The sequence below is a fragment of the Streptomyces kaniharaensis genome (genome assembly GCF_009569385.1).
Lineage (GTDB): Bacteria > Actinomycetota > Actinomycetes > Streptomycetales > Streptomycetaceae > Kitasatospora > Kitasatospora kaniharaensis.
Window position 1 is genome coordinate 212,782 of record NZ_WBOF01000004.1, and the last position, 12,327, is coordinate 225,108.

General features: G+C 68.4%; 11 protein-coding genes and 1 pseudogene. 4 read left to right on the forward strand and 8 right to left on the reverse strand.

Features of this window, described 5'->3' with window-relative positions; all coding sequences use genetic code 11:
* Positions 1 to 1,393: 1,393 nt before the first annotated feature.
* Positions 1,394 to 1,972, forward strand: a pseudogene (locus F7Q99_RS43845) (Fic family protein); the annotation flags it as partial.
* 30 nt (positions 1,973 to 2,002) lie between these two features.
* Positions 2,003 to 2,542 carry a Fic family protein gene (locus F7Q99_RS42180; protein ID WP_230211244.1) on the forward strand — a complete coding sequence of 180 codons (540 nt, stop codon included), beginning with the start codon at positions 2,003 to 2,005 and terminating at the stop codon, positions 2,540 to 2,542.
* A 938-nt stretch (positions 2,543 to 3,480) separates the two neighbouring features.
* Here the strand turns inward: F7Q99_RS42180 and F7Q99_RS35830 are convergent.
* The 6 genes from F7Q99_RS35830 to F7Q99_RS35855 all read right to left on the reverse strand — a co-directional run bounded on the left by F7Q99_RS35830 (position 3,481) and on the right by F7Q99_RS35855 (position 7,539).
* Positions 3,481 to 3,810: a hypothetical protein gene (locus F7Q99_RS35830; protein WP_078891035.1), complete on the reverse strand. Its 330-nt coding sequence runs from the start codon at positions 3,808 to 3,810 to the stop codon at positions 3,481 to 3,483.
* A 140-nt stretch (positions 3,811 to 3,950) separates the two neighbouring features.
* Positions 3,951 to 4,391, reverse strand: a complete 441-nt coding sequence (locus F7Q99_RS35835) for a hypothetical protein (RefSeq protein WP_153470199.1) — start codon at positions 4,389 to 4,391, stop codon at positions 3,951 to 3,953.
* Positions 4,392 to 5,013: 622 nt separating this feature from the next.
* Positions 5,014 to 5,796 (reverse strand): ParA family protein, encoded by a 783-nt coding sequence (locus tag F7Q99_RS35840; protein ID WP_153470202.1) that lies wholly within the window; start codon positions 5,794 to 5,796, stop codon positions 5,014 to 5,016.
* A 186-nt stretch (positions 5,797 to 5,982) separates the two neighbouring features.
* Positions 5,983 to 6,354 carry a hypothetical protein gene (locus F7Q99_RS35845; RefSeq protein WP_037898563.1) on the reverse strand — a complete coding sequence of 124 codons (372 nt, stop codon included), beginning with the start codon at positions 6,352 to 6,354 and terminating at the stop codon, positions 5,983 to 5,985.
* Positions 6,351 to 6,611: a toxin-antitoxin system HicB family antitoxin gene (locus tag F7Q99_RS35850; RefSeq protein WP_030230236.1), complete on the reverse strand. Its 261-nt coding sequence runs from the start codon at positions 6,609 to 6,611 to the stop codon at positions 6,351 to 6,353. The genes F7Q99_RS35845 and F7Q99_RS35850 overlap by 4 nt, the downstream gene beginning before the upstream one ends.
* 199 nt (positions 6,612 to 6,810) lie before the next feature.
* Complete coding sequence (locus F7Q99_RS35855) at positions 6,811 to 7,539, reverse strand: prepilin peptidase (RefSeq protein WP_230211245.1); 729 nt, start codon at positions 7,537 to 7,539, stop codon at positions 6,811 to 6,813.
* Positions 7,540 to 7,849: 310 nt separating this feature from the next.
* Between F7Q99_RS35855 and F7Q99_RS35860 the strand changes: the two genes are divergently transcribed.
* Positions 7,850 to 9,541, forward strand: coding sequence for a DUF2637 domain-containing protein (locus F7Q99_RS35860; protein WP_153470205.1), 1,692 nt, complete (start codon positions 7,850 to 7,852; stop codon positions 9,539 to 9,541).
* 237 nt (positions 9,542 to 9,778) lie between these two features.
* On the forward strand, positions 9,779 to 10,729 hold the full coding sequence (locus tag F7Q99_RS35865; protein WP_153470208.1) for a hypothetical protein: 951 nt from the start codon (positions 9,779 to 9,781) through the stop codon (positions 10,727 to 10,729).
* A 54-nt stretch (positions 10,730 to 10,783) separates the two neighbouring features.
* Here the strand turns inward: F7Q99_RS35865 and F7Q99_RS35870 are convergent, their stop codons facing one another.
* Positions 10,784 to 11,941: a hypothetical protein gene (locus F7Q99_RS35870; RefSeq protein ID WP_153470211.1), complete on the reverse strand. Its 1,158-nt coding sequence runs from the start codon at positions 11,939 to 11,941 to the stop codon at positions 10,784 to 10,786.
* A gap of 128 nt (positions 11,942 to 12,069) precedes the next feature.
* A complete protein-coding gene (locus tag F7Q99_RS35875; protein WP_153470214.1) occupies positions 12,070 to 12,225 on the reverse strand; it encodes a hypothetical protein in 156 nt (51 codons plus the stop codon).
* Between the last annotated feature and the right edge of the window lie 102 nt (positions 12,226 to 12,327).

Here is a 12,327-nt window from a genome sequence, read left to right on the forward strand (position 1 = left end):
CCAGCACCAGACGGAGCAGCGCGAGACGCTCGGCCGCCGCCCCGCGACCCCGCCGCTCACCCAGCAGCCCAGGTGGCGTCTCCGGCTTACCCACCGGAGCCCACCCAGGGCCGAACAGCTTCTCGCACAACGCCAGGAGAACCGCCAACTCGCGCTTCTCCAGGACCAACGGAGCAGAGCACCGCGCCAGGGCGGCCGAGAGCGGCAGCAGCTCCCACCGCAAGCCCGTCACCCGACGCACGCCCTCGACCGACGCCGTCATCACCTCGGTCGAGACCGCACCCGAGACCCGAAGGGCCGGCAGCACCCGATGGTCGACGTAGGACTCCGATACCCCCGCCCATCGCGCCAACTCGCCAGCTGTGAGCTCCAGTTGCGACTCCCCCGCAGGCGACTTCGCGAAGAGCACAGTGGCTGCTAGGACCTCGACCAGCGGTCGACCGCGAAGCGACCGATCTGCGAGTAGAGCGTCAAGGGCGGCCGTCAGCCGCTCGCGAACACTCCGGTTCAGCGCGAGCGGCTGGTCAAGCCCTGCCCCTGGTCCCGTCGGCGGGCCGGAGAGTCGCAAGGTTGACGTGCGAGAGCGCTTCACTCGATCGAGTGACTTTGTCTTGCTTGTGGTGATGTGGGCATAGTCCGAGGGCGACGCGAGTGACCCTGTTTTTGGCAAAGACGGACTAGCCCCATGGCTGGCGGCTATGATCTGCTCCAGAACAACATAGGGATGAGGGCAAAACTCAACTGGCCGCTTGACCCATCGGCGGATATTGCCTGGTCAGCGGAGGTGTGAGTGTGGTTTGGGTTAGGTCAGCTGAGAGTTGAGCCCCCTCCCAAGCCGTGACCGTGGTTGGCCCCATGGGTCGCGGCAGACCGTGCCGACAGAGTCGGCTGGCTAAGCAGAGACATGAAATTGCTCGGGGTGGCTCCCCGGGCAAGGAACGGGCGGCATGGCTGTGCCGCCCGACAGGCGACCAAGACGGTCGCCTTTTTGTCTTCCTGGCCTCGAGCGCGCACAGTGACCGTCCCTGTGCGGACGGCCTTGGTGCCGGAAAGAGTTGGCTGACTCCCCCAGCTCGGCAAGGACAGACGTGAGGTCGCTGCTCTCTCGGGCGATGACACGCCAAAAGGCGCCACGACCCAGTGGGTCGCGACGTCTGCGAGCATCACACCAAACCTCACGCGATGAAGACTATCCTTAAACGCATCCTCTTGTGGTTGAAGCATTGGAGCGTGTCTGGTGGCAAGGTTTTCCGAGCAGCGGTGGCAGTCGCAGCCTGATGCCGAGGCGTCGTGGGCGGCTGGACTGCCTGGAACCTTCCGTGCCTATGTGCCTGATGCGCTATGCGGGCGGTCTGTCCGGCTCTCGACGGAGGTGGCAGCTGAGGTCGCGGCAGTGGATGCCTTGGTTCGGTCGTTGGGTGACTCGAGCCCGACTAGTCCGCACCTTGAATCTCTGGCCCGGTTCCTGCTCCGCTCCGAGGCCGTGGCGTCGTCGCGCATCGAAGGAGTCGTGGCGTCAGCCCGCGCGGTAGCCGAGCTCGAGCTGATGCTTGGCATGCGGGCCGGCGAGGAGCCGCGGGCCCCGCGCGGTGTCGATGCCAGTGCGCGGGAGGTGGTCAACAACGTCCTGGCCCTCCGGCAGGCCGTCACCGTCCTGCACGATTCCCCCGCCGTCACCCCAGAAGATATCGACTCGCTTCAGAGGGCTCTGATGGTCGGCACGGACCAGGCTGAGGGGGCCGGCTCTGTTCGGCGGGTGCAGAACTGGGTTGGCGGCAGTGGGCTAAGTCCTCACGGTGCGGAATTCGTTCCCCCACCCCCGAGCGAGGTGCCCGCCCTCATGGACGACTTGGCGAGGTTCATCTCTGAGCCGCACCCTCTGCCGCTTGTCCAGGCCGCACTGACGCATGCCCAATTCGAAACCATTCATCCATACACAGATGGAAATGGGAGAACAGGGCGAGCCCTTATTCACACTGTCCTTGCTCGGCAAGGACTAGCGGTGGGGCATGTGCTTCCGATTTCTATGTCGCTACTTGCCCATGCCCGCGAATATATCGCTGGGCTCAATGCATACCGATATGAGGGCGATGCGAGCGATCCCGCGGCTCTCGTAGGTGTCGACGGATGGATCCGTGTCTTCTTGGCCGCAACTCGAGATGCAGTTGCGGAGTCACGTCGCTTCACCGTGGAACTCGCTGCCATGCGTACCACCTGGGACGCGCGCCTGGCCAGCTTCCGGGAGAAGCAAAAGCGCCGCGGGCTGCCGAGGAAGGACTCGGCTGTCGTGCGACTCATGGAGCAGTTGCCTGGCGTTCCAGTGGTGACGGCACGTGCGGCTCAATCACTTCTCAGCGTTTCCTTTGTTGCGGCGAAGTCCGCGCTTGAGGAGTTGGCTGGAGCCGGGATCGTTCAGGTAAAGGAAGTTGAGCGGGGAACGCGGGCATTCATGGCCACAGATGTGCTCGACCTCATCAACAGCTCGGAACGGCGGCTTACTTATCAGCGTTGGGATTTTTCGGCTCTCGACCCGTCCGCGTAAGCTCCAACGCACTTAACTTTGCGGGGCTGTGGCCGGCAGGGATCGTTCGGCAGGCCACTGGGGCCTCCGCATCAAGGTCTTCACCTCGAAGTGAGCGGGTCCGGGAAGAGCTTGATGCGGAGGCCCCAGTGGCTGGGCCTGCCACAGGCGGAGGCCTGGCACCGGTAGAGCGACGTAGCGAGCGCTGCTGTCCCTCCGGATGGCAGGCCGGCTACATCCGCGCGACGCCGGCCCACCGTTTCCTTTAACGCCGAAGCCGCGCCGTTAAAGGTTAATGTCACTCTCGGTGTCGACTTGGATGTCAGCCGTTGTGGGTGGCCAAGGCTGACCCGTTGGGTACTCGCTAGTGAGGCGCGGGAGCATGGCGGCAGGCGTCAGCCCTCCTGCAGAGCGAGGGGCAACCTGGAGGATGCGCCTACGAGGAAGTGCGCAGCCATCTGGACGTGGCTGGATCGCGAGTGGCCGGTGGTCGATAGAGGAGCCAGTTCAGTCGCTAGAACTGGCGTGATGGCACCACAGCGCCCTCGGGCGTCCTGGCGACGAGCTGCTGCGCGCCGGGTGCGCCGGCCCGCCCGCACCGCGAGGAAGGCAAACCTGACAGGGATGCCGTAGCTGTGGATGCGCCATGCCATGGGCGTGTGCGACGTGAATCTCGAGGATCGGCCCCCCGCTGGTGAGTTGACGGCAATCAGATTGCCCAAGGGGTAGAGGAGGCCGATCCTGGCTCGCTGCGAGCGTTGGAAGCGCCGACTGGCTGAGCCTCAGGATGCGCCCCGGGTAGTCGGAGCGAGAGTGGCCTGTACGCAAAGAGGGCTGGTTGGCCACGTCGGACGGCCAATCGGTTTCGCCGAAATCGCGTGCGGGCCTCTAAGTCGCCGAGAGCCGAAGGTTGCCTCCCGTCGTAAGGGGAGGTGCTAGACCGCCTGCGGCGCAAGTTGTCAGAGATCCTGATCAGGTGAGTCTGCCTCTTCAAGGACAGGCGGGTATCCGTGCGCTCGAAGCCATGCGTCGAGCGCTGCGGCGACTACGTTGCCAGCGCCCGGGTTGCCATGCTCGGCGTTGTAGGTATTGACACGCGTCTTCAGGTCAAGGTCGGAGGGGACGGAGTAGTTGAGCTGCTCTCGGCTCACTCCCCTCCGCTCGATGAGGTGGCGCGTAGCTGGATGCGGAGACAGCCATGCATCACTGTCCTGGGCGTACTCATCCATGGCTTCCACGGCGCGCGCCAACTCGCGGAGGCGGTCTGCCACCTTCACCTTCGATGCCATGCTTCTCCCTTTCAACGTTGTTACGGGTAGTGTAACACCTAGGCCAATAGTCGTAGCAACGTACGTCGAACTATTGCCATGACGAAAGTAGGGGCCCAGCATCCTTGGATGCTGGGCCCCTACTGGGTGAATCTGTGAGCTCAGAAGCCCATCAGTCGAAGCCATCGGTCCATGGCCACGGCCACGATGTCTGCGACGGGGACCTTCCGCAGAGCCCTGTTGCTGACCTTGTACATGGCCAGGCGGTGAGGAAGCTGCAGCTCCAGGGGCACGGAAGCCTTAAGCTGCTCCCTCGTGATGAAGCGCTGCTGAAGTACGACCTCGGCGCGCGGGATCTCGGGGGAGGTGCCCGATCCGCGGTACTGATCCCAAGGCGCCTCGATGTCGCTGAGATCGTTCACCGCTCCGCGAAGGAACCAGTCGAGACCAAGGGCGACGAGGTCGGCCGGCGGAATACTCCTTATGCGCGACACCACCCTGAGCTTCTCGAGGCGGAGCCCGATCTCGAGCGCCTCGGGGACGGAAGCGTTCAGGGGCTCCCGGTCGAAGTACCGCTGAGACAGAACCTCTTCTGCGCGCACGAGATCCCCTGAGTCAGCCGGAATGGTGTAGGAGTCCCACTCCGAGGCCAACTGGGCGGCCCCGCGGTGAACCACGCCGTTCCCGCTCTGAACTCGTCGCTCTAGGCCGCGAGCCGGTGAGGCGTCGATCCGAGAGGCCGGAGCGTCAGCGACAGCGCCCTCACCGCTGGCCTCGGCTGCTCCGTGAGGCTCGGCAACAGCCTTCGGCCGCTGAACCGCAGGCTCAGGGGCCGTGTCAGCTGCTACGGGGAGTTCTGCGGGAGCGACTGCGGGCGCGGAGACGGGAGAATCCGCCACAGCCTCAGCAGATTCGGCCGACGTGCTCGACCCCACGGCCTCGACGACAGGGAGGGTTGTGTCCTCTTTGTCGCCGCTGCCCGCGGGCTTGTCAGCTGCTACGGGGAGTCCTGCGGGAGCGGAGGCCGGCGAATCCACCACAGCATCAGCAGCCGGGGCGGCCGCGTCTGCGCTGGGCAGTTGTGCTGCGCCTTCGTCAGAAGTCCCAGACTGACCGTCTTGCGCCTCGGCAGGCGGAGTGCTCTTGGGGTTACGCGGCGGGGGCGGCCCTGTGCGCTTGCGAGCGGCCTTCACTCCCCGGAGCTGCGCCATTCCGTTCGACGTCTCATCGGGCATAGTTCAACGCCGCCTTCGCTACCTCGCGGATCTGCTCCACGAAGGGCTCCTCCTTCTTGAAGATGGGCTCGGAGCAAATGGCCACGCGCTTCCTGCGCACCCCGATCCACTTGTAGTAGCTCACCATCGGCCCCACTGCGACCTGGTACTTCTTGGCCATGCTCTCAAGCTCGTTGATCAGCTGCTCCGACGGAGCGCCATCGACCATGTAAGGGACCAGGAGAAGCGGGTAGTCACTTGCCTCCTCAAGCAGCTGCTCGAGGGATCGCATCTCGCGGACCTTGAGCACCACGGGGGTAAGGACGACGTTGGCAGCTGCCATCGCACCATAGGTGGAAGGGCATGCATCAGGATGCGTGTCCACGACCAGCCGTCGCTTCAGCTCCTTCGACCAGCGCAGGAGGTCATCAGCCACCTTCTCAGCCGACGGCTCGTTCTCGCCGAAGGTCGTGTGCCCCGGAATCAAGTCAGGCTTGCGGTCACCACCGCGAAGGGGGACAGGCACCTTGCCGGACTCGAAGGCTTCGAGGAGCGGGGCGCCCTGGCGCTCCTCCTCCCGATAGCCCCACCCGGCAGTGAGGCCGCCCTTGGACCAGTCCAAGTCAACGGCGACTGCGTCGAGTTCTTGTGCCACTTCCTCGGCGAGCGTGGTCTTGCCGATACCCCCCTTGTACCCGAGGGACGCGACGACGTACGGCTCCTGCTCAGGGAACGGCTTCAGCTGACGGCCGATCACTTCGGAGGCCGACTGAACCAGTACTTCGCTGCTCACGTGCGAGCCTCCGAACGATCGGTATTCTGGGACTTCACGGCTTCTCTGCATTCCTCGGTCTTGTAGGGGGTCGTTTGTTTGCCGGGATCCGCCGGGGCCTCCCCCCGGCGGATCACTGGATCTCGGGGCTGAGCTAGAGCGTGAACGCTCGGTTGCTGCTGGCTCGGGAGGCGTGGGGGCGGGAGTTCAGGTCGCGGTCCACGCCTTGATAGCGGAGTGGACATCGTCGACGCTCGCGTCGCCTTCTGCCACCCGTACTGCCAATTCAGCCCAGTCCGAAGGCCGGGCCCTGCACTCAACGCCGTGGTACTGCAACAGATCCAGCGAGGCCGCGATGGCAAAGAGAGCGTTGGAGAACTCCAGCATCGGCAGTCGCAGGAGCGTATGGAACAGTGAGGCAGCCTGCCCCACCGGGCCCACGTAGACGGGGGATTCGGCGATGTTTGCCTCGCAGCGAGCGATTGAAGCCGCCGCTACTCCCCAGTCGGCAATGGCAGGGTTTCCGGGGATCTGCTGCGCCACCGCGGAGAGATGCCCGACGGTCAACCGTTCGCTCACGCGGCCGCTTCTCGCTCGGGCTTCGGGGGGCGGTCGATCTTCGCGCTCAACGGGCCGAGGATCTCGGACGCCTTGGGGTCGGCCTCTAGCCACTCCAGCACCGCCCTGGTTGGTGCTGCGAAGCGATCAGCATCATGATTCACCTCCGCCATCACTGTCCGGTGAAGGTACGCGTTCACTGACAGTCCAAGGTCTGCTGCACGCCTGGAGATGCGCGCCGCATCCTCTTCCGGGACGCGCAAGGTCATGCTCTTCATGACTGCAATGCTATCAATGCAGTCACTCTTGACCTCACACTGGCCTGCCTCGTCGGCGTGTCACGACATGCCAGCGAGGCAGGCATCAGGACATGGCACGCATGGTGCGGGAGCGATCAGTGTGCGAGGCAGCCGGTTGGAAGCGGGAGTGCTGAGGGCTGACCGGACCCGAGGCTGGATAGACAGGCGGAAGCCAGATCTACATGCCCACTGAGAAGACGACGACGGCGCCGGCCACCATGTACGGGCCGAAGGCCAAACGGCTCTTCGCTGATGCGCGCCCGGTCAGGATCAGTGCGAGCCCGGCGACCGCGGCCAGGGCGAACCCGGCGAAGGTGCCCCAGAGTACGGAGGTCCAACTTGACCAGCCGAGGAGTGCGCCGACGGCGGGGGCGAGTTTGACGTCGCCCATGCCCATCCCGGCGACGATGAGGGCCGAGTAGGCGGCGGTGACCACCGCCGCCGCGGTGAGGGCGCGCCAGATGCTGCCGGGCTCTCCAGCCAGTGCGGCTCCGCCGAGCAGCAGGAAGGTGCCGGCGGACGCGGGCAGGGTGAGGATGTCGGGGAGGCGGTGGACCTTGAGGTCGATGACCGTCAGCGCGGCTCCGCAGGCGAGGAGCCAGTACTGCGCGGCGCCGGCCCAGCCGCTTGCTCCGGCGGCGGCGACGGCCGCGAAGGACGCCCCGGTGAGCAGTTCGGGCAGGCCGGCGGCCGGGCCGGTCTTCGAGCCGCAGGTGGGGCAGCGCCCCTTGGTCGCCTGCAGTCGGCCGCGGAGTCCGGGGGAGGGGTAGCCGGTGGCGCAGGAGGGGCACGCGGTCCGGTTCGGCTCGCCCCGAGGTACGGCGCGGGCGAAGATCAGCGGCCGGGCCGCTGCGCCCGCTGCGAGGCCGGCGAGGAGCGCGACGACGACGGTGACCATGGGCGGCATCGAGGCTCTCCAGGCGATCGGGGACGGTGAATCCAGCCAGCTGGTAGGCAGGTCTACTGAAGCGTAACGAAGGCGCCGAGCGGGCCTGCAGGCGGGCAAGATCGTGATCTTCAGTACAAATCGGCAGGTGGAACGGGGTAACGTGAGAAAAAGGGGGTGGTTCGTCGACCTCATCCCTCGTACCGTTCAAAGCCACCGGGGTGGCCTGAATGCGATGGGAGGTCGATCCGTGTCACACCCGAGGCGTTGATCGCACCTCTATGTGCGATGCGCGCCTGCGCACGGACTCGACGAGAGGGAAGTACGACCAATGACCGCTGGGTCGAGCAGCACCGTCCTCCTGCCGTCCATACCGCCCGCCCCCGCCCCGGCGCGTGCCCGAGTGAAGTGGACGCGGGGACGCAAGGCGCTGTTCGGCGCGATAGGGGCGGGGTCGATCGCGATCGCGACGGCCGGCTTCGTCGGCTCCTACACGGCGGTGCGGGCCCTGGCCGAGGAGAAAGGTTTCGGCTCGTTCGCCCCGGCGTTCCCCCTCGCGGTCGACCTGGGGATCGCGGTCCTGCTCGCCCTGGACCTGGCCCTCACCTCGGTCAACCTGAAGTACCCCCTGCTGCGATACATAGCCTGGCTGCTCACCGCGGCGACCATCTTCTTCAACGCGGCGTCCTCCTGGCCCGACGTCCTCGGCTCCGCGATGCACGCGACGATCCCGGTCCTGTTCATCGCCGTCACCGAAGCGATGCGCAACGCGATCGCGAAGGCGACGGATCTCGAGCTCGACCAGCACATGGACTCCATCCGGCTGTCCCGCTGGTTCCTGCAGCCGGTGGCGACCTTCTCCATCTGGCGGGACATGAAGCTCTGGGAGATCCGGTCGTACGCCCTGGCTCTGGAGCGCTACCAGGAGAAGATGCTGCTGCGGCAGGACTTGCGGGCGAAGTACGGGCGGGGCTGGCGGCGGAAGGCGACCTCCGCCGAACTGCGGCCGCTGCGCCAGGCCCGGCTCGGCATCGCGATCGACCGGAGCACGGTCGACATCACGGCACAGGCTGAGCCGCAGCTTGATGAGGTGCCCGGCCCGGCGGCGGTCGAAGCGGCACCACCGGCCCCGCCCGCGCCCATTGTGCAGGCGCCTGCCGCGGTTCCGCCGGTGAATGTGCCCGCGGCCGCCCCGCCTGCCGCGGTTCCGCCGGTGAATGTGCCCGCGGCCGCCCCGCCTGCCGCGGTTCCGCCGGTGAATGTGCCCGCGGCCGCCCCGCCTGCCGCGGTTCCGCCGGTGAACGTGCCCGCTGCCGTCCCGGCCGCTGCCGTCCCGGCCGTTGCCGTCCCGGCCGTTGCCGTCCCGGCCGCGACGGCCCCGGCGATGAACGTGCCTGCTGCCGTCCCTCCCGCGCTGCCGGTGAACGTGCCTGTTGCCGTCCCTCCCGCGCCGGCTCCCGTCCCGGCCGCTTCGTCGGCCGCCGCTCCCGCGGTCCCGGCGCCCGCCCGGACGGTGGGCGACCCGCAGGGGGCCGAGGGACACGCCCCGGCGGGAGCGCCCGAGGAGCCCGGTGCAGGCCAGGAGCAGGTGCCGGATCCCGAGCCGGAAGACGGGCAGCAGCGCGGCGAGGCCCCGCACGCTCCGGAGCCGGAGGGTGAACCGGCCCCGGAGCCGGGTGAGGCGAAGGACGAGGACGGCGACGAGGAGGATGACGAGGCGGCCGACACCGGAGCGGAGGAGCCCAAGGTCAACCTCGGCGTCGCCCCGCCCGGTGAGACGAAGGTCCAGCGGGCCGAGCGGATCTACCTGGCACATCAGGAGGCGGGAGTGGAGCTGACCAAGCCCAACCTCGCCCGGTGGGCTGGCTACCAGCAGGAGGGCTCGGGCCGCACCCAGTACAACAAGCTGGAGAAGAAGCACGGGCCCATCGTGGTCCGCGAGGGAGCAGACCAGCTGGACCTGGACTGGCGGGACCCCGCGGCGTCCGGCGAGGGCCTGCGGTCGGCCGCGCCGGTGAGCTGAGCTCGCGGGAGGCTGGCGCCCGAGCCCGCCCCTCTCCGGGCCGCGAACCGCGCGTCCGGAGCGGACAGCGGTCGCGGATCATGATGCATCCCCGACGAGCGGAGAGGCGGGCTGGTCTCGACGGCCCGCCCGCCTGGAGAGTGGCCATCAAGGCCCGGACCACCGCCCATCTCCTCCCGCCGGGGCACCGGCGGCCGGGCGGCAACGCAGGCTCGGACGCCGCGGTTCACTGGAGGCATGGCGGATTACAGCGCTAGCCCCGCAAAACGGGGCCGCCGGACGAAAGCCCAGGTCGAGGCCCTGCGGCTGGCGATCTGCGCGATCACGGAAGAGGCGCGGCCGTGCAGCGTCCGCCACGTGTACTACCTCGGCGTCGGACTCCTCTGGGACAAGGACACCGGCCACTCCCGCAAGAACTACTCGCTGGTCGTCCGCGAGCTGGGCCACCTTCGCGAGACCGGCCGGATGCCCTGGGAGTGGATCACCGACGGGACCCGCATGGCCCGGCAGGAGACGCAGTACGACACCCTCGACGACGCCCTCCAGCGCCACGCGGAGAGCTACCGGCGCAATCTGTGGGCCTCCCAGCGCCGCCGCGTCGAGGTATGGGTCGAGAGCGACTCGGTCGGCGGCGTGGTCGAGCCGGTCACCTCGGCGTGGGGCGTGGGCCTGTACTCCTGCCGGGGCCAGTCCAGCAAGACTTTCGTCTGGGAGGCCGCGCAGCAGTACGCACGGCAGGGCAAACCGGTGACCGTGATCTTCTGTGGTGACTGGGACCCCACGGGCAGGTGTGTACCTCGTTCCGTGGCCGAGCGGATGCAGCGCTACGGCAACGGCGAACTCGACCTCGACTTCCGGCAGATCGCCATCACCGCGGACGACGTCCGCTCCGGCCGCCTCGCCACCCACGACGTCAACACCCGCGACGTCAACTACGCCCGCTACCGCGAGGAGTGCCTGCGCGAGGGCCTCGACCCGACCATCTCGGTCGAGGTCGAGGCCCTGCGCCCCGGGTTGCTGCGGGAGCGGCTCTCCGAGGAGATCGAGGGCCTGGTGGACGACACCCGCCGGTGGAATATCGAGTCCAGGGCCGAGGAAGCCGACCGGGAGCTGCTGCGAGCCCTGCAAGGGGTGGCGAGGAGGATCGTCCGAGGGGAGCCGGCCGTCGAAGACGACCGAGACGAGTAGCCCCCGAGGGGCGGTAGCCCGACGGGAGCCCGGGCGGCCTGAGCCGCGGACGGGTCAGCTCATCAGGGCGGTGGCCTCGTCCAGGCGCTTTTGCAGCGCCGCCGCGCTGTTCGTCAGCTTGTCCTGCTCGGCCCGGAGCCTGGCGAGGGCCTGCCACTCGGCGTGGCTGCGGTCCGCGGCCCGGGCGTACGCGGCGGCACGGCGCAGGAGAGCGATGTCGGGCCGCCGGGTGTAGCAGACGGCCAGGGCGCGGACCACGGCCCACCAGAGGTGGTTGGTGGCCACCGGGACGGGCAGGGCGGTGGTGGGGTCGGCCCGGGAGGCACGGGGGAGCGTGGGTGGGAAGGACGGGGTGATGGGCGTCGTGCTGGAGTGGCTCCAGCCCCCGCGCAGCCGGATGCCGTTGACAACCGGCTCGTCGCCGCGGTCGTCGTCGGCGCCGGTGCCGTACTGCACGCTGACGCCGGTGGGGACGGGGTCGGTGCTGTACAGGTACGGGCCGACGACGACGCTGCCGGCCAGCCGAGGCCCGTCGACCCGGTAGGTGACGGTGCCGGGCGGCTGGTCGACCGCGGTCTCCCGCACCAGCGCCGCGCCGAGCGCCTGGCCGTGCTCGTCGGTGTAGACGAGCCGCGTGACGCCGGCCGGCGGATCGGGTGGCGGCGGGGGAGCGGCGGCCAGCTCGTCCAGGCGCAACAGGCGGTCCTGGCTCAGGCGCAACTGTTCTCGGACGGCGTGGAGGTCGGCTTCGGCTGCGGCCAGGGCGGTGCGGGCCGCGCGGACGGCGGTGGGGGCTGCGCGGCGTGCGGCGGTCAGCACCAGGTCGCTGCGGTCGTCACGGGCCTGCCAGTGCTGGAGGACGGCCACGACGGCTTCCTCCAGGAGGTCTGCCGCGCGGTCGGGTACCCGCCTGGTCGCGTGGTGCTCGCCGAGGACGACGGCCTCCGCGAGGACGGCGCGGGGGTCCGGGAGGCGGTCGGGGGCGAGGCAGGTCGCGGTTCCGTGCACGCGCACGCGGTGGACGACCGGCTCGTCCGGGCGCGGCCGGTACGGGCGCACCGGTGGTTCGCCGTCGCCGAAGCTGACCCGTACGCCGGCGGGAAGGAGTTCGTCGGCGACGGTGTGCGGGCGGACCAGGAGGACTCCGCGAAGGTGGCGGGTGTGGACGGCGTAGCGCGCGGTTCCGGTCTGCGGGGAGGCGGTGGCCGACACGGACAGGACACCGCCGCGGGGGAGGGGGAGCGTAATCTCTTCGGGCTCGGCCGGGGGAGGCACAGGTGATCTCCGGGAGGGGTCGGGGCCGTGGCCGGAAGCGGCCTGGGCCCGGATCGGGGTGAGGCTCAGGGGCCGAGGCGGTGTTCGCCGTCGGCGAGGTCCTGGGCGGCTTCGCGGAGCCATTCGCGCTTCTCGCGTGCGCGTTCGGTCCCGTGGTGCAGTTCCTTGGGGTTGTGTCCGGGGCAGCAGTAGTCCCGGCGCTTGCCCCGACGGGTCATCATGACGGCCATGGTCACGCCTCATTGGGGTGGGTGAGGGCTGGCGGGCCCAATCGGGAGAGAGGTTTAAACAATACATGAACTCACAGAGTTAAGAAACTCGCT